The organism is Syntrophales bacterium (assembly GCA_026417625.1).
In the GTDB taxonomy this organism is placed as follows: Bacteria; Desulfobacterota; Syntrophia; order Syntrophales; family UBA8958; genus JAOACW01.
The window spans coordinates 51691-69343 of record JAOACW010000001.1; the positions used below are offsets into that span (position 1 = coordinate 51691).

Here is a 17653-nt window from a genome sequence, read left to right on the forward strand (position 1 = left end):
TCAAATATTTACTTCATCTTTACTCAAGGCGTAACGGTTTATCTTCGTTCGGAGGGTTTTACGATCAATACCAAGGTATTGGGCTGTTTTGGAAAGATTCCAAGACATTGCCCGCAATGCGCTCAAAATTCTCTCTCGTTCTGCTTCCTCTAACGGCATTAAAAAAGAACGCTTCTCATCTGATGTTTTCTCTCTCCTGCGGAATCTTTCGGGGAGATGCTCAGGCAGAATAACGTTGAATGGCGAAAGGAGTAACGTCTGCCTTAACACATTCTGCAGCTCCCTTACATTACCCGGCCAATCATAGTTCATAAACAATTCCATCACTTCATCAGAGATACGAACCGAAGGATAACCAAACTTTTTCAACAATGACTCTACAATCTGGGGAATATCATCCTTATGTTCTCTCAGCGGAGGGATATGTAATCGTATGACAAATCTATAGAGCAAATCGGCACGGAAATTCCCTTTCTTCACCTCCTCATCGATGTTTCGATTCGCCGCAGCAACTACCCTGACGGCAACACGACGAACCTGGTGTCCCCCTAAACGCCTTACCTCTCCGTTCTGCATGAAACGCAACAGTTTGCCCTGAAGTCCCGGGGACATCTCCGTAATCTCATCAAGGAATATTGTTCCTCCTTGCGCCGACTCCAACAAACCCTGATGGGTAGCATTAGCCCCCGTAAAAGCACCCCTCTCATAACCGAACAGTTCCGACTCGAGTAGTGTTTCCGGAATAGCTCCACAGTGCACCACTACAAAAGGTTTATCTCGTCTGAAACTGAGTTTATGCAATGAACGAGCTGCCAATTCTTTTCCCGTTCCACTCTCACCTTCTATTAGTACACTCGCATCCGAATCAGCAACGCGGGCTAATCGCTTATAAAATTCAACCATCGTTGAGGAAGAACCAATAAACTGGTTATCCTCACCCTCCTCTTGATGATATCTCTCCTTCTGTCTTCTCAGATCACGAACATCGAGAACCTTCTTTACAAGTTTTCTGATCGCCTCAGGAGAAAAGGGTTTGCTTATATAATCCCACGCTCCATGACGGAGGGCTTCCATAGTTGTCTCCAGTGAACCATACGCTGTTATAAGTACCACCGGCAAAAAAGGCCATTTCTCCCTGACCCTCTTTAAAAACTGTAAACCATCAAGCCCGGGCATTCTGATATCCGATAGAATCAAATCAAATTGGCCTAGATTTTCCTGCAATGCCTCCTGTGCAGAAGTTAATGAGTGAACGTGATATCCCTCTTTGACGAGCACTTCCTGGAGAAATTCACAGGCCACAGCGTCATCATCTATAACGAGAATACGAGTCTTGTCTACCCCCATAGTCTCAACCCCATAGAAAAGATCTTGAATCTACACAACGCCTCAAGATCTCCAAAAAATCTTTTCGGGCTATAAACCGTGCTCCCATGCGCCGCATATGGTCCGTATATACCTGACAGTCTATTATAGCGAAATTTTGCTCCTCCAATCTCTTCACCAATGCATAAAGTGCGGTCTTCGATGCATTACTTTTCTCACTAAACATAGACTCACCGAAAAAACACCGCCCAAGTGCAACCCCATAAAGTCCACCCACTAGAAGCCCCTCGTGCCACACCTCCACAGAATGGGCAACACCTAATTCATGCAACCGGCAGTATGCAGATACCATTTCTTCGCTTATCCATGTTCCTTCTCCCTTTCTCCTACGAACATCTCTGCACATCTCTATAACAGATCGAAAATCCCGGTCAAAGGTTACAGTAAAAAACCCTTTCTTCAAAAACTGCCTCATGCTGCGGGATAACCTAAACTCACGTGGGAACAGCACAAATCGAGGATCGGGCGACCACCACAAAATGGGATCTCCCTCACCATACCATGGAAATATGCCCATACGGTAAGCTGCTATGAGTCTTTCAGTCGATAGATCACCGCCCACTGCAAGCAAACCATTACTTTCAGCAAAAATGGGGTTGGGGAATATTGGCTCGTTACCGAGAACAAAAACGGGCATCTTTGAAATCAAATTATGAAAGAACTGTAAGCTTTATATCGCCGTCTTCCACGTACACTTTTACCACGCCACCGTTCACCAATCTACCGAAAAGCACCTCATTCACGAAGAAATTCTTTATCTTATCCTGTATTAACCTAGCAACATAGCGAGCGCCAAACTCCACAGAGTAACCGTTCTCGCCCAACCAGGCAACGGCCTCTTCAGTAACCTCCAAAGTAACTCCCTTTTCCTCGAGGCGTCTCTGAAATTCTTTTATCTCCTTCAAAACTATATCGCGAACAGCCTCTTTTGTAAGGTGATTAAATGTTACCACAGCATCCAGCCTATTACGAAACTCAGGGGAAAAGATCTTTTTTATCGCGTCCGTAACTGCCTCCCTGTTTATTTTCCTATCCCCAAAACCAATTTCACTCTTCCCAATGTTGCGAGCACCAGCATTCGAGGTCATTATAAGTATGACGTTTCGGAAATCAGCTTTTCTGCCGTTGTTATCCGTTAATGTGGCGTAGTCCATTATCTGGAGCAACGTGTTGTAAATATCCGGATGGGCCTTTTCTATCTCATCAAGAAGAAGAACTGAGTGTGGTTTTTTTCTTATAGCCTCTGTTAGAAGACCACCCTCTTCAAATCCCACGTACCCCGGTGGTGCTCCCACAAGACGAGAAACAGAGTGCTTTTCCTGATACTCTGACATATCAAAGCGGTGGAACGCTATACCCATTATCGCAGCGAGCTGTCTCGCCAGCTCTGTTTTACCCACACCAGTAGGTCCTGCAAAAAGCAAGGATGCAACAGGTTTGTTGGGATCTCCAAAACCTGCTCGAGATCTCCTTATTGCCTGAACCACAACCTCAATCGCTTCATCCTGACCGAAAATCCTCGATTTTAGCTCACACTCCAGATTTCTAAGGCGAACACTCTCCGATGCAGAAACCGACTTCTCAGGTATACGCGCCATGCGAGCAACGGTACGCTCTATATCCTCCACCGTAACCGTTATAATCTCATGCGCATCATTACCGTACATTCTGCACCGTGCCCCTGCTTCATCGAGAACATCTATGGCCTTATCGGGAAGGTATCTATCATTGATGTGTCTGTGCGCCAGCTCAGCTGCCGCCCTTATGGATTGATCAGTATAGAAAACCCTGTGGAATGACTCGTACCGTTCCTTAATCCCTTTCAAAATTTCATACGTCTCCTCCACAGTAGGCTCTGCCACATCTATAGGCTGGAAACGCCTTGACAAAGCTCGATCTTTATCGAAAAACTTTCTGTACTCATCGTAGGTTGTTGTCCCTATACACCTGATCTTGCCAGAGGTTAGGACAGGTTTCAGTATGTTTGCAGCGTCAAGGGAACCTCCAGAAGCGGAACCAGCTCCCACCACGGTGTGTATCTCATCAATAAAGAGTATAACATTTCTCATCCTCTGGAGTTCAGCGATTACTTTTTTCAGACGCTCCTCAAAGTCCCCCCTGAATCTGGTCCCTGCCAAAAGAGCACCCATATCTAAAGCGTATATCCTAGCACCCAAGAGCGGAGGGGGCACTTTCCCCATCGCTATGAGTTGGGCCAACCCTTCAGTTATGGCTGTTTTACCAACTCCGGCCTCTCCAACATGAACGGGATTGTTCTTATAACGACGACAGAGCACCTGAATCGTTCTTTCAATAACATCCTCTCTACCAATAAGAGGATCTAGTTCTCCAGCTCTAGCTTTCTCTACCAGCTCGGTGGCATACGCAGAAAGTATTTTGGATTCTCTGTAATACTGCTGTTCCCTCTTTTCCCTCTCGAGAGTTTGCGGTTTCTCCCTTGGTGGGGCAGTAATACCATGAGATATGTAATTCAGTAGATCAAGCCGGGTAATACCTTCTCGCTGGAGGAAAAAAGCGGCATAAGATTCCCTTTCATCGTATATGGATATGATAATATCACCGATATCCAATTCATCCTTTTGGGCATTAGTTGTGTGCCAAACGGCTCTTTCGATAACATTCTGGAAGCTGGCGCTTTGGATAGGTTCCGTGTTTCTCTTTGCCTTTGGAACCTTGGTAGCGAAAAACTCCTCAAGCCTGTTCTGCAGATTTTTTACATCCCCTCCGCAAGCCCTGATGATCTCACTCGACGAGTCAAAGAAAAGGATAGCAAAGAGTATATGCTCCGGGGTTAGATACTCATGCCCCCGCAACTTGGCTTCAGCATAAGCAGCTCGAAATATATTATCAAGTTCACTGCTAATCCTCATAATTCATCCCCACACAGTACTACACCCGTTCGAGACTACAACGCAAGGGAAACCCACGCCTTCTTGCCATGGTATGAACCTGGTTAACCTTTGTAACAGCTATATCATAAACATATATACCACACTCACCGGTACCACGTCTATGAACCTCTAACATGATCTTAGTGGCCTCTGCAGCAGATTTAGAAAACACTTTCATTAATACCTCCACCACAAAATCCATTGTGGTATAGTGATCATTATGAAGGATAACTCGATATAAACTGGGCTCTCCAACCTCTGTTTCCTCTTCAACCTTCTTATCAAGGTCAACAAAACCTTCGTGATCCATCCCTGGCATATTATACCTCCAGATAGATCGTAGAAATATTTTATTTAAAGAATAAATATTTGCAAGTATTTCGTTATCGACCTTAAGGGGTAGATACTTAAGCAATTGCGCGAACTCAACAACTGTGTTAAAAATTTTAAAAAGGAGGATAATAAATGAACGTAGTATGTATTCTCGGAAGTCCCCGGCCTAAAGGTAACAGCACTCTACTTGCCAAGAGTTTCTGCAATGCTGCGAGAAACAAAGGTGCCAGAGTAAAGATCTTCCAATTAAATAAGCTTAACTTTCGTGGTTGTCAGGCCTGCATGGCTTGTAAAACTAAATCAGAACACTGCATACAGAAGGACGACCTAGAAAAGGTGCTGAAAGCCGTGGAAGGTTGTGATGTTCTCGTTCTTGCTTCTCCTATATATTACGGTGATGTTTCCAGCCAGCTAAAGGCTTTTATCGACAGGACCTACTCTTTTCTTAAGAGTGATTATACAACAAACCCTGAACCCAGTCGTCTTTCACCAGGTAAAAAACTCGTTTTCATTCTCACCCAGGGTCAACCAGACAAGACACAGTTTGCCGATGTGTTCCCCCGCTACGAATCCTTTTTCAAGTGGTACGGTTTTACCGAAAGCGAGCTAATCCGTGTTTGCGGTGTAATGGAACCAGCAGAGGTGGAGAAACACGAAGAAGCCATTAAGATAACGGTGGAAACAGCAGAAAAAATCTGCAACAGAGGAAACCGATGAATATCAAAAACTTTACCCTTAACTACAAAACAACCGCCGCTGTTGATGTGCTAGATATTACAAAGGATGTAGCATCCTGTCTGAGCAAAGCGGAAATAAAGAAAGGGCATGTGATAGTTTTTGTGCCCGGTTCAACAGCTGCCATAACCACCATTGAATACGAATCGGGTGTTATTAAAGACCTCATAGACGCCATTGAACGCATGGCCCCGAGGGATATTTCTTACCGTCATGACGCACGTTGGGGAGATGGAAACGGATATGCTCACGTACGTGCTGCGCTACTAGGACCATCGGTAAACATTCCTGTTGATGGGGGACGTATGCTTCTCGGAACATGGCAGCAGATAGTCCTTGTTGACTCTGATAACCGACCCCGGACAAGACAGGTTATTGTGCAGGTCTGTGGGATTTGAAAGGAAAGATAATGAAAAAATTAGTGCTTCTCATAATACTTGTTGCTTCCATTATCCCTATCCCAAGTTATGGTCAAACGGCAATAGAGGCCATTAAGGCCCTCAAAAAGCTGGAAGGTCGGGTTGCAATTGGTCTAAACTACAAAGAGTACGCCCTGGCCCTCGCAGACGCCAAGGTTGATGTGGAACTGTACTTGGAAACCACGTCGGCGAAAAGCAATCCAAAGCTCGTGGATCAGCTCAAAAAAATTGTTGATCATTACGAGAATGCACGAAAGATATGGTTCATAAAGACACTAAAAACAGAGGATTTTGGCACAGCTTTCGGCCACCTCCTCTCACTCCAGAATGGTCCAGAAGGAACGTTGGGACGGCAACTCCTCAATCTTTACCCAGAGGCGAATCGCTCCGTTGAGAAAGGCGGTGCTCTAACCATGGGGGCCTTTGGCAGTAAGGGATCAAACGAGATCCTCGTGGATAACCTCATAAACATCATCTGGAAAAGAGCCTCAGAGGATCTGCAACATGTTGTAGAAATGGTTGTTCATTAACGATGAGTTATGTGTAACATAGTGAAACTGAGATCTCTCCTCAGCGAGATAGAAAACTTAAAACACGAAAACTATTTAAGCCCCACTTTTAAAGAATGGCACCACAGATGTGAGAATTGCATCCTCGAACTTTTTGGACCAAACTCCACACATTTGGAACATTTCCGAGCAATCCTGTTTACTCCCCTATTTTTGAGCTGTTGCAGTGGAGACAGCCAGTTTGACGAGGCGTTTCATAATGGACTGGAAGAGGCCCGCAGACTTATCCTTCTCTGCCTGAAGGATAGTGAGACTTCATGCCTCGGATGAGAAACTTCTTGTGGCCTCCTCGATTAGCAAATGCTCAGACCCCTTGTACTTTGGTGAAAAATGAAAGGGAACTATCCTTTTTGCACCGGCAAGTCGAGCGATCTCGCCCGCCTGATGAGCCGTTAAATGATACGTGGCCTGAGCTCTGTGAACATCTTCCTGAAGAAAAGTGGTTTCAATAAAAAGTACATCTGCATCTTTTGCGAGATGCACTATCCTTTCCACGTTCTCTTTCGAAAAGAGTACATCAGTTACATAAGCTACTCTTCTTCCAGGGGTAATCTTTACAGCCTTTGATCTTAACTCTCCCAGTGGTACAAAAATTTCCTTTACCTCATCTTTCTCCTTCCACCACGCCCTGATTAAAAGATCATCAGGCGAGTCCCTGAAAATGTGTTCCTTTAACGTGTTAAGCCACGGTCCCACGGAAAAACCCATATCTTGAATGACGTTTTTCTTTATGTTTACGTGTTTCTTCTCCTCAAAACAAAAGGCAAGAGAGGGTATCTTATGGTCAAGAAAAGCACAATGTACGCTGAACAGATCCTCATCTATGAGTATTCCCGACGTGTATCTCTTTGACTCCCCTTCACGCCGAAACTTAGTCTTACATTCAAAATGGCCCTCCTCCACTAAACCATCAGGATGGACCTCTACCACTTTCAGAACAAAGTTATTCTCATACTCCTCAACAAGGTTCCAGGAATACGCACCCAACCGGTTCTCTACCTGTTTCAAAAAACCAGATGGACCAAACAAGATTATATTTCGGTCTCTTCCTAAACAAATGCGCACAAGATGATCAAATCCAATGAAATGGTCCATGTGAGTATGTGATACGAAAACAGCGTCAATTTTCAAAACCTTCCGAGCAGGTAGATTGTGGATGTCACCAAGATCAAAAAGAAACGCCCTCCTCTGGTGTTTAAACTCCAGATACATAGCTGGGTCACCAAACGGATCATTTACGAGGAAAGCGTTGAACAATCCTCCCCCCATAGTAAATCTGCTATAGAATGAGACACTTCCGCAATTTTGGACTTGAACTTAAACAAATCCTCCTCGCTCCTTACAACTTCAACATTGAAGAAAAACTCAAAAACAGGAGCAGTAAAAACCTCACTGATGCACTTCAACACTGTTTCATAGTATTTTCCATTATATTCGGCAATACTTGTTTGCACGGGCTCATGAGATCTAAAATCGTCAATAACCAAAATCCGTTCCAGTTCCCAACATGGTAAAAGAGCTCTGCATGTTCTCCAGTACCTGACATCCATTTTCTGAAATCCTATATCGGCGGAATTTGCAACCACAAACCTACACCCTAAGTCCTCCTGCCACTTACCCAAAGGGACACATCTTATATTTGCCCTCTGAAAATGTTGCACGATCAATTCAGTAGCCTCAGCGTAATGATCGGTGGCCACAATTGTAAAGATCGATTCATCTTCATTCAACTTTCGAAGCAACGGATACCACTCTTCTTCGATGGTTAAGCTCTCCATATAACCTCTAACAAAACGTTCCACAGCGCTACGGACCCTTTCTTCACTTACATCTACCGGTTCTTCAGCACAAAGAGAAAGCACCTGTGCAACCATACTTGTCTCGTAACCGATACCGGATGTCACTGCCTCATGCCATGTTGGAACAACGATTTTATCCCAGAAGATAACATCATTACTCACACCAAATTCCGTTAAGCCTGCGCGTTTGAGTTCTTCATTCAACCGCGCTGAATGAGAAAAAAGCACTGCCTTAACACTCAGCGTGCCCGAAAAGTCAAAAATAACAAGGGTACGAATATTCATTAAAAAAAATTATGATAAAAACCCTATTCCTATCAAGGCGTTTTTTCAGGCAAAATATTTTGACAGAAATCAATCGACCTGGTTTATACTGGCAGCTATGGAAAACAAATCGGACACTCTAATCATATGCATCATTTCTTTCATCTTACTAAACATAGCAGATCTCATTACGACCATTAGAGCAACGAAACACGGAGCCCGCGAAGCCAATCCCGTGGTTCGATACCTCTTAAAACACCGCCTTTTTACATTAACAAAACTCACCGTAACGATCATCATCACTTTCGTTCTATTCAGTCTTCCAGAAAATTGTGCCTTGATCATAGCCTTCATTTGCTGCTCGCTTTACCTGTTTGCTTTGATAAATAATGTGCATGTCCTAAGGATTTTGAAAACAAAAAAGGGAGAGATGTACAGCGATGAAAAGCAAAATCTTTAAATTATCCATTGGAAAAGGCGGATATGTCTCTGCCCATCTTCTGGCACCAAACAATATAGAAGCCCGTAATGGTTTAGTTCTTGCGCACGGGTTGGGAAACAACCTTAACCACCCTCTTCTGGAATCGTTCGCAACGGGACTTACAAAAAAAGGCATGATAACCTTGCGTTTTAACTTTCCTTACAGGGAGAGGGGCAAGGATCTACCAGATCCCCAAGAAACTCTTGTAGAAACGTTGTGCCTCGCTTTTGAGTGGTTGAAAGATGAAACACGTTTAGAAACTGAGAATATCTTTCTGGCAGGAAAGTCACTGGGTGGAAGGATCGCCTCACTTGCCGTGGCGGAGAAACTCATAGTTCCTGCGGGAATTATTTTCCTGGGATACCCACTACACCCACCAATAGTAAAATTCCCCCTTCGAAGCTCTCACCTTCACACTATAGAAACTCCTATGCTCTTCTTCGCCGGAACCCGGGATTCTCTCTGCGACCTGAAACTACTGGAAAGTGAGCTAAAGAAAATTAAAGCCCCCTGGAAGCTAGAAATAATCGAAGGTGGAGACCATTCATTCATTCCTCCTGCAGAAGACAAACGTACCGAGCTAGAAATATACCAGGAAATAATCTCCAGAGCATGGAGTTGGATCGAATCACTTAAAAAATTATAGCATGGGAAGATAACGCTCTATCTCGAACTGACTCACATGTGTGCGGAACCGATCCCACTCAACCCGCTTATTCTCTATAAATTTCTCGAAGATGTGGTTACCCAAGGTTTCCCGTACAAGTGCGCTCTTTTCACAGAGGGTTATCGCCTGATTTAAACTGCCGGGCAAAGACACAATGCCTGCTCTTTCTCTCGCCTTCTCATTCATTTCATAAAGGTCTTCTTCGATAGGGGGTGGTAACTCGTAGTTGTCCTCAATACCTTTCATACCCGCAGCCAACATGACGGCAAATGCCAAGTAGGGGTTGCACGCGGGATCAGGTGAGCGAAACTCGATACGTGTAGCCTTTTCCTTCCCAGGTTTGTACATGGGTACCCGGATCATAGCTGATCTATTACGTCTTGCCCAGGAAACATAAACAGGAGCTTCATAGCCCGGCACAAGACGCTTGTATGAATTCACCCACTGATTGCAGATGGCAGTAATCTCCGGTGCATGGACGAGGAGTCCGGCTATGTATTTCTTCGCAATGCTTGAAAGATGGTATTCATCTCTTTCATCGAAAAAAGCATTCCGGTTACCCTGGAAAAGGGACTGATGGGTATGCATACCACTGCCATTGTAACCGTAAAGCGGTTTGGGCATAAATGTAGCATAAACACCATTCTGACGTGCTACCTCTTTCACCGTAACCCTGTAGGTCATCACTTTGTCTGCCATAGCCAGTGCCTCGTCGTATCGGAGATCAATCTCGTGCTGGCTCGGCGCTACCTCGTGATGAGAGTATTCCACGGCAATACCCATTTCCTGAAGAGCAAAAATGGTCTGTCTCCTAAGGTCCGTAGCCCGGTCCAAAGGTATCCCATCAAAGTATCCCGCTGTATCAAGAGGTTGAGGTGTTTTCTCGTCTGTAAAGTAAAAGTACTCAAGCTCCGGACCAACGTAAAACGTAAACCCTTTTTCCGAGACCTTTTTCAGTATCCTTTTCAAACAATACCGAGGGTCTCCCTCATAAGGAGTGCCGTCGGGATTCAAAATATCACAGAACATGCGTGCAACTGGTCTATCAGCGGGTCTCCAAGGTAAAAATTGAAAGGTAGTGGGATCTGGTTTGGCTATCATATCACTTTCCTCGATCCGGCAGAAACCTTCGATAGAAGATCCATCAAATCCCATGCCCTCCTCTAAACCCACCTCAAGTTCCGAGGGTGTTATACTGAAGACCTTAAGCATCCCCAGTATATCTGTAAACCAGAATTGAATAAAACTCACATTTCTCTCTTTCACAATCCGTAAAACATCATCTTTTGTTCTACAAAGTACCATGTCTACAACCTTTCTTCTTTTTAAGATACTCCCAATTTACATTGACCTTGCACCGTTTGCAAGTGCATATGAAGCTGAAACGGCAGACCCTATCGCAGATCCATTCTTAACAACGAAAAAACTAACATTAGACGCATATTCTCCTAGAATCTCTCTTAATGCCCTCTTCACCATCCGTCGGTACAACTGGTTCTGAGTAAAAAGAGCACCATCAACAGCCACTTTGTGCGAACACTTAAAACAAGGATCCATCCATTTCACCACCGCAACTATCGCAGCGCTGATCAATCTTGCGGAACGTTCCAGCAAAAAACGGGCTATCCTCCTAACAAGATTGAGCTCCTCCTTCTTCAAATCTTCCCATCCTAGTAAAACAAGAATATCCCTATCTTCTCTGAGTAAGAGATGCAAAAATTCCGACCTTATTAAATGGGATAGTTCTAAACTCTCTTTGCGAACGGACAGCACACCATTTTCTTTGAGATACTTCAAAACTAAACGCATAACTTCTCCCAAATACTTTCCCGATGTCATTTTTTCAAACTGCTGCTCACCAGAATTGGGGGACATCTTATCCAATACCTCATCAAACATATTTCTATACAGACGATTAAAACTACCCCATTCCATATTTATGACCACTTCGGACCTCCCTCCTGTTGATGAGTAAATCCGCGACCAATTCTCGAAATAAGAGGCGTTAGTACCTGTACCAAGAATTACTCCCATATCACAGTAGGGATCCCTATACGCCCCTGCAACAAGGGTAGCCACCGTATCATTCATCAATGAGGCCACTCGGATAAAACCCATACCCCTGCGCTGGAGTGCTTCATTTAAAAGCACCGAAACATCTTTACCTAAAACATTCCTAACATTAAATCCCTTTGTCCACCTGATGAGTCTTCCGGAACTAAGGGATGTATGTTCCAAAGGAAAGGAAAAGGTAAAAGCCATAGGATAAAACCCCCCTTGACAAGAAACTCCCCTCAAGAAAGACTCCACGCATACGGCGAGATAGTTGAAAAATTCTTCACAATCCCCATTCATTACATGGGAAGGAACAGCATAAGATTTCATGCCCGTGACCCTGGAATGCCTTCCTCCTTGCAAACTTACCTTCAGCACTTTAATTAATGTCCCTCCAATGTCCAACACAAGATAATCGCCAACTTCAGAGCCTGTAGGACGTCTGGCGTAGGTAGGTAACATTGAGAGTGAGCTTCCACAGCCTTTCAAACCCAGTTCCATTTCTTGATGAAAAGACAAAATCATCTCATCTATCTGCTCCAACGATAGAGAGAAAAGTTCTCTCATCTCAGAAACATACGGCCCCAGACGACCTTTAACTCCATCCATAAACGGCCTTTTTATTTTCTATTTCAGCAACCGAAGTTTTTTACCAAACTATCATATTGTTCACTACCTGGCATCTTAAATCCTTTCGCTATGTTTCCGTGAAATTACCCCAATCGTTGCCAAAAGTGATAAAGCCTATGTCACACTCTTAAGGAAGTAAAACAACTCCAGAAACAGACCCTTGAACCCCAGTTTCCCTTTGTAAACCATAGGGGTAAGGATCCTAAAGGATACTTTTGAATCTGCCCGTAAAAACTCTTTCATCCATACCCCTTATCAGACAAGGAATCTACGTCGGAAGGTAAAAAAGTAGCACTATAGTAACCCTTATCAAACGACCGCACAATCAGAGAGACCACCGATAGTAGACCCACCCATTGGCTCCATATGGACTACTTCGATTATGAAACATTATCTCGGTGAAAGCAATAAACCACTGGGGATGTATTTACCGTATCCAGAAGATTAGTCATCTCCTTCTACCAAAACGTTTGGAAAAACCTACATTAAAGTTACCTAGTCCTGATCCGAGGGGAGCGCAAAACCCCAAAGTAGCAGACCGATAGAGTTAATCTCCTTCATGACATAAAAATGTGTTCATCCACCGGCAGTAACATACTCAGCTGTATCCCTCCCGTAAGAGCAAAAGCCACCGGACAAACCGGTGGCTTTTGCTCATCTGCAAAATTACAAGTTATGAGAGAAGTATCTCCTCCGCCTGTTCCCGATAGGCATCCATTACATAGGGAATACCTGAAATCTTTGCCGCCTCCTCTGTAAGAGCCATGAGATCCTTGCGGCTTATGCAGGAAAGGCGAAAATTCCTCGTTCCTGCCATCAACTGCTGAAGCCCCGTTTTAAATTTTTGCGCAAACGTGTAGATCCCAATGGCACCCGTGGGTATATTTTCTATCTCCTTTCCAAACTTTGCCCTCAGTTCCTCGTAACTTACGAATATCTCTTCAAGCTTCGTTCCATAGCGCGAAACTGTCTTGGGAAGATCGTTATTCTTTATCCATTCCCCGATGTTCTTACCCACCATACCTGGTATCATAAGAGCCCTGCCCATACACACAGCTTTCACGTAAGGTTCACCCAACGCTATCGCCTTGAAAACACCGTCTTCCGTGGCAAAACCACCGGCAAAGGCGATATCTGGCACACGGATGTTCTTCGCCCGTAGTTTCTCACAGAACTGATAAGCAAGAGAATGCAGGTAAAAGGACGGTATACCCCATTCACACATCATTGGCCACGGGCTCATACCAGTTCCACCCGGCGCTCCATCTATAGTGAGTAAATCTATTTGGGCATCAGCTGAATACCTTATAGCCATAGCTAGTTCCACAGCCGAATAGGCCCCTGTCTTCAGGGTGATCCGCCTGAATCCCAGTTTCCTCAGTCTCTCCACTTCCGCCATAAAACTCTCACGCGTTACGAATCCCAATCGGGAGTGTCTCTCAAACTCTTTAATGGCCCCAGATCTAAACGCCGCTTGGTTTTCCTCAATAGTAGGATCAGGTAGTACTATGTAACCCCTCTTTTTGAGTTCTAATGCCCTTTCCAACGATCCCACTTTAATTTCACCGCCTATATTCTTTGCACCCTGACCCCATTTGAGCTCTATGGTCGTCAGTTTGTGCTTTTCCAACACATATTCAGCAACTCCCAAACGTGTGTCCTCCACATTCAACTGAACGAGAATCTCCCCATAACCCTCGTGATACCGTTTATAGGTTTCAATGCGTCGGTCCATTTCGGGTGATTTCTTGATCTTTCCGTTCTTATCAACTTCAAGGGCAGGATCAACTCCACAAACATTCTCACCACACACAATGGTAATCCCCGAGATTGCGGCCCCTACCGCAAAATGTTCCCAGTTTCTGCGGGCAATCTCGGTAGAACCCAAAGCACCTGTGAAGATGGGAATCCTCATCTTTACCTTTTCAGTCCAACCGTACTCAGTTTCTGTATCCGCCGCGGGGAAAATAGCCGTATCAGGTCCCGGTTCTACCCCCTCAGGAAGTCCTTTGGCCCCCACAGCGTAACCCTGAATGCTCAAATGGGAATAGTCTACTGGATAATTCTTGTCTGCCCCGGAGGTCATTTCACCGAAACCAGTAGGATAAAGCACCTCTCGCCCTCTGAAGCTGGAAAGCCAAATCTCACAACCCCCACGGCAACCATCTACACATCGGGTGCACAATCCGGACATAGGAACCACGTTTCGAGACCTGTTAAAGGTTCCTGTAGCATCATTTGCGTTTGGTTGTCTTAGGTTCATCTCAACCTCCTCAAGTTTTAATATGATAACTCAATCATGATACTTCATTGTGGACTCTCTGTTTCTTTTTGCCCTAACACTTAAACTTCATAAACACATCCTCAAAGCTCAACATCTCGCTATAATCCAGAACAGTTGACATGGCATAATTTTCCACTGGTACTCCCCGTTCATAAGCTGCAGCCGGTGGATTCAACCCTCCTATGAGAATGAGACCTAGCTTACTCACATCAACTGGTACTTGACACACAGGTTCACCGATTCTACCGATCGCCAGGACCCCTCTGATCCCCCAGCGGGCAAGACGAGAAATAATATTCTGCGTCAGATGGTAACATGGACCGGGGATCTCACGAAAATTGGCGAGAATCATTCCATCACCTCTGAGAGCAGCCCCGTTTACATCAGTCATCTTTCCTCTGATGAACACTTCCGACGGGTCAAGTGAAGACCCTGCATAGCTAATCAGTTCTACAAACCGCAATGGTCGTCCATCTCTAACCTGCAAGATGCCACCAAACTTGGAATCCATAGGTATACCATTCTTGAGGAGCACCCCGTTCACCACCAAACTGCACACTGTCGCTACTGCCACCTGGCCTTTCGGAATCTTAATCCCACCGATCATACAACCAGCTTCAGCAACCTTTACGCGATCACTAACAACAAATCCCGATGAAAAAACAGGCCTCATAATTTCCAGAGCCATTCCAAAAAAATCTTCGGGGAAAAGGGATACGTTCACAGGCAAATACCCCTTTCCCGAATCAGGATCGAACGTGGTTTGGAAAGAGAGTATCTCAATCCTCGAAATAACCATCCCAACCTTGTCCTGAACACGGGCCTTCCCCAACTCATCAATACCCTTTTCCGTTATAACCCGACCATCACGCTTCCCCATTAACCGCGTCAAACCCCGCTCATCCAAGAGACGTAAATGGTACCGCACAGTTCTCTCACTCAAACAAATCCCCTTCTCCTGAAGCTTTCGCGCAATAAAGCGAGAACCCACGGGCTCCTTAGACTCATGGATTACCCTGAGAATCATGAGGGTTTTCCTCTCCACATCATCCGGATAATTCACATAAAGGGACATACTTAAGCGGCAATCGGCAATTTTTTGCCGACCGAATAGAATAGGAGTTACTATTTTGTCAATAAAAAATTACAAAAAAGTTAATTCATTTTTGGTATTTATGTTCTTCAGAAGGAGACGTGGGTCACCAAAAGCCCTTATCTCATCCTCTGTGACAATCTTGTTCCTCAATCCTTTGTATAACACCGATACCTTAAGTTCATCCTTCTTGATCTGATTATAGATTTTTTTCATACAACGCTTAGAATACAATGCATGGAGGGGGTGGAGACCATCTGCCGTTGACGGAACAACAACATCGAATCCCTGTCTGTTTTCGCTCATAAATCTTATGAAATCTGCACTTAAAAAAGGCATATCGCAGGCAACCACAAAAACGTATTCATAATTTGCAAAAAGAAGTGCAGTGTAAATTCCCATAAGTGGACCTTTATCGGGAAGAACGTCTGTAACTATGATGCAATCTAAATCCAAATAAAGAAGGGGATCGTTTGTAACGAGGATAACTTCAGGAAAGATCTCTTTCAAAACCCTAACGGTTCGATCAATGATCCTCTCCCCACAGACTTCGATAAAAGCCTTATTAAACCCCATGCGGGTGCTCAAACCACCAGCTAACACTACCCCTGAAATCATTACAAATGCCCTAATACAAATTAAACTTGCCAAATTCAAGTGACCGCGTTAGAAATTTTTAATAACTATCAAAGAATGTGGAGGCCAATACATGTACTGGGAAAAGGAAATAGAAACCCTCGAGCGAAGACTGCTGGAAACGCTGCAATTTGAGAAATTAATAAATACCCTTCAGAGGGCATCAAAATCGCAATACTACAGCAAACTATTCCGCGAAATAGGTTTCTCGCCGGAGAATATAAAATCGCTTGACGATATAACGAAAATTCCTCCCACAACAAAGGATGATCTCAGAGAGCACTGGCCATACGGTTTTATTGCGGTTCCAAAAGAGGAATTGGTGCGTATGCATTCATCGTCGGGAACAACGGGTAGAGCTACTATCGTATTCCATACACAGAACGACCTCAATGTCTGGACGAATCTCTTAGCCCGATGCATGTTCATGACGGGTATGAGAAAATCAGACGTCTTCCAGAACATGATGAGTTATGGATTGTTCACAGGTGGTTTGGGTTTCCACTATGGAGCGGAAAAAATAGGGGCCCTCGTTATTCCCGCCGGGGCAGGGAACAGCAAAAGGCAAATCCAGCTTATGATGGATTTCGAAACAACAGTCATACACATTACACCGAGTTATGCCCTTCATCTCTCAAGTGTCTTTGAGGAAATGCATCTCAACCCTAGAGACACCAAACTCCGCATGGCATACATCGGAGCTGAACCCCACTCTGAAAAAATGAGACAGAAGATCGAAGAAATATACGGTATTAAAGCGTTCAACTCGTACGGTCTCTCAGAAATGAACGGCCCGGGGGTAGCCTTCGAATGTCCGTATCAGAATGGTCTCCACATATGGGAGGACAGTTTTCTTGTGGAAGTCCTAGATCCAAAAACCCTCGAACCAGTACCAGACTGTGAGGAAGGAGAACTCGTTCTTACCACACTTGATCGTGAAGGTATGCCTCTCTTACGCTACCGAACCCGGGATATAACTAAAATTTTACCTGGTGACTGCCCCTGTGGCAGAACACACAGAAGAATTGACCGCATTAAAGGCAGGACAGACGACATGTTGATTGTGAAAGGTGTCAACATCTTCCCCCTGCAAATTGAGAGAAAACTAATGGCCATTCCTGGTGTTGGAAAGAACTTCCTCATCATTCTTGACCGTGAGGATTATACCGATATCATGACAGTTAAGGTCGAGGTTGAACAGCAGTACTTTGACGGTGACATCAAACACCTCGAACAACTAAGGCGAAGAATTATCGATGAATTACGCAGCGAGATTCTCATCACCCCTAGGGTAGATCTTGTGGAGCCCAATACGCTGCCACAAACAGAGGGTAAGGCCAAACGGGTAATTGACAATAGAAAAGACTGAACAAATGAAAGGGGGTATTTT

17 protein-coding genes are annotated in these 17653 nt (G+C 44.6%); 5 read left to right on the forward strand and 12 right to left on the reverse strand.

Annotated elements, in window-relative coordinates:
- From N2317_00285 to clpS, 4 genes are read right to left on the reverse strand one after another with little or no spacing between them, the layout of a single operon-like run.
- Nucleotides 1–1347 carry a sigma-54 dependent transcriptional regulator gene (locus N2317_00285; GenBank protein MCX7815935.1) on the reverse strand — a complete coding sequence of 449 codons (1347 nt, stop codon included), beginning with the start codon at nt 1345–1347 and terminating at the stop codon, nt 1–3.
- Nucleotides 1348–1351: 4 nt separating this feature from the next.
- Entirely contained in the window at nt 1352–2023 is a 672-nt protein-coding gene (gene aat / locus N2317_00290) for a leucyl/phenylalanyl-tRNA--protein transferase (GenBank protein ID MCX7815936.1), read from the reverse strand.
- A gap of 13 nt (nt 2024–2036) precedes the next feature.
- Nucleotides 2037–4277 carry an ATP-dependent Clp protease ATP-binding subunit ClpA gene (gene clpA, locus N2317_00295; GenBank protein MCX7815937.1) on the reverse strand — a complete coding sequence of 747 codons (2241 nt, stop codon included), beginning with the start codon at nt 4275–4277 and terminating at the stop codon, nt 2037–2039.
- Between the two features lie 19 nt (nt 4278–4296).
- Nucleotides 4297–4617: an ATP-dependent Clp protease adapter ClpS gene (gene clpS / locus N2317_00300; protein ID MCX7815938.1), complete on the reverse strand. Its 321-nt coding sequence runs from the start codon at nt 4615–4617 to the stop codon at nt 4297–4299.
- A gap of 146 nt (nt 4618–4763) precedes the next feature.
- Between clpS and N2317_00305 the strand changes: the two genes are divergently transcribed.
- From N2317_00305 to N2317_00315, 3 genes are read left to right on the forward strand one after another with little or no spacing between them, the layout of a single operon-like run.
- A complete protein-coding gene (locus N2317_00305; GenBank protein MCX7815939.1) occupies nt 4764–5348 on the forward strand; it encodes a flavodoxin family protein in 585 nt (194 codons plus the stop codon).
- On the forward strand, nt 5345–5764 hold the full coding sequence (locus N2317_00310) for a secondary thiamine-phosphate synthase enzyme YjbQ (GenBank protein ID MCX7815940.1): 420 nt from the start codon (nt 5345–5347) through the stop codon (nt 5762–5764). Before N2317_00305 ends, N2317_00310 begins: the two co-directional genes overlap by 4 nt.
- A gap of 11 nt (nt 5765–5775) precedes the next feature.
- Nucleotides 5776–6315: a hypothetical protein gene (locus N2317_00315; protein MCX7815941.1), complete on the forward strand. Its 540-nt coding sequence runs from the start codon at nt 5776–5778 to the stop codon at nt 6313–6315.
- 294 nt (nt 6316–6609) lie between these two features.
- Here N2317_00315 and N2317_00320 read toward each other — a convergent pair whose 3' ends face one another.
- The 3 genes from N2317_00320 to N2317_00330 form a co-directional block, all read right to left on the reverse strand.
- Nucleotides 6610–7623 (reverse strand): MBL fold metallo-hydrolase, encoded by a 1014-nt coding sequence (locus N2317_00320; protein ID MCX7815942.1) that lies wholly within the window; start codon nt 7621–7623, stop codon nt 6610–6612.
- The gene (locus N2317_00325; protein ID MCX7815943.1) at nt 7590–8438 is read right to left on the reverse strand and encodes a hypothetical protein; all 849 of its coding nucleotides are present in this window, start codon (nt 8436–8438) and stop codon (nt 7590–7592) included. Before N2317_00325 ends, N2317_00320 begins: the two co-directional genes overlap by 34 nt.
- A 69-nt stretch (nt 8439–8507) precedes the next feature.
- The gene (locus N2317_00330; protein MCX7815944.1) at nt 8508–8771 is read right to left on the reverse strand and encodes a hypothetical protein; all 264 of its coding nucleotides are present in this window, start codon (nt 8769–8771) and stop codon (nt 8508–8510) included.
- An 86-nt stretch (nt 8772–8857) separates the two neighbouring features.
- Here N2317_00330 and N2317_00335 point away from each other — a divergent pair, with 86 nt between their 5' ends.
- A complete protein-coding gene (locus tag N2317_00335) occupies nt 8858–9544 on the forward strand; it encodes a dienelactone hydrolase family protein (GenBank protein MCX7815945.1) in 687 nt (228 codons plus the stop codon).
- Here the strand turns inward: N2317_00335 and glnA are convergent.
- The 5 genes from glnA to N2317_00360 form a co-directional block, all read right to left on the reverse strand.
- Nucleotides 9539–10870 (reverse strand): type I glutamate--ammonia ligase, encoded by a 1332-nt coding sequence (glnA, locus tag N2317_00340; GenBank protein MCX7815946.1) that lies wholly within the window; start codon nt 10868–10870, stop codon nt 9539–9541. The genes N2317_00335 and glnA overlap by 6 nt on opposite strands.
- 36 nt (nt 10871–10906) lie before the next feature.
- Nucleotides 10907–12229, reverse strand: a complete 1323-nt coding sequence (locus N2317_00345) for a hypothetical protein (protein ID MCX7815947.1) — start codon at nt 12227–12229, stop codon at nt 10907–10909.
- A gap of 694 nt (nt 12230–12923) precedes the next feature.
- The gene (locus tag N2317_00350) at nt 12924–14513 is read right to left on the reverse strand and encodes a glutamate synthase-related protein (protein ID MCX7815948.1); all 1590 of its coding nucleotides are present in this window, start codon (nt 14511–14513) and stop codon (nt 12924–12926) included.
- 73 nt (nt 14514–14586) lie between these two features.
- Entirely contained in the window at nt 14587–15561 is a 975-nt protein-coding gene (locus N2317_00355; protein ID MCX7815949.1) for an NrpR regulatory domain-containing protein, read from the reverse strand.
- Nucleotides 15562–15678: 117 nt separating this feature from the next.
- Entirely contained in the window at nt 15679–16245 is a 567-nt protein-coding gene (locus tag N2317_00360) for a molybdenum cofactor guanylyltransferase (GenBank protein ID MCX7815950.1), read from the reverse strand.
- Nucleotides 16246–16336: 91 nt separating this feature from the next.
- Between N2317_00360 and N2317_00365 the strand changes: the two genes are divergently transcribed.
- On the forward strand, nt 16337–17632 hold the full coding sequence (locus tag N2317_00365) for a phenylacetate--CoA ligase (protein ID MCX7815951.1): 1296 nt from the start codon (nt 16337–16339) through the stop codon (nt 17630–17632).
- Nucleotides 17633–17653: the final 21 nt, after the last annotated feature.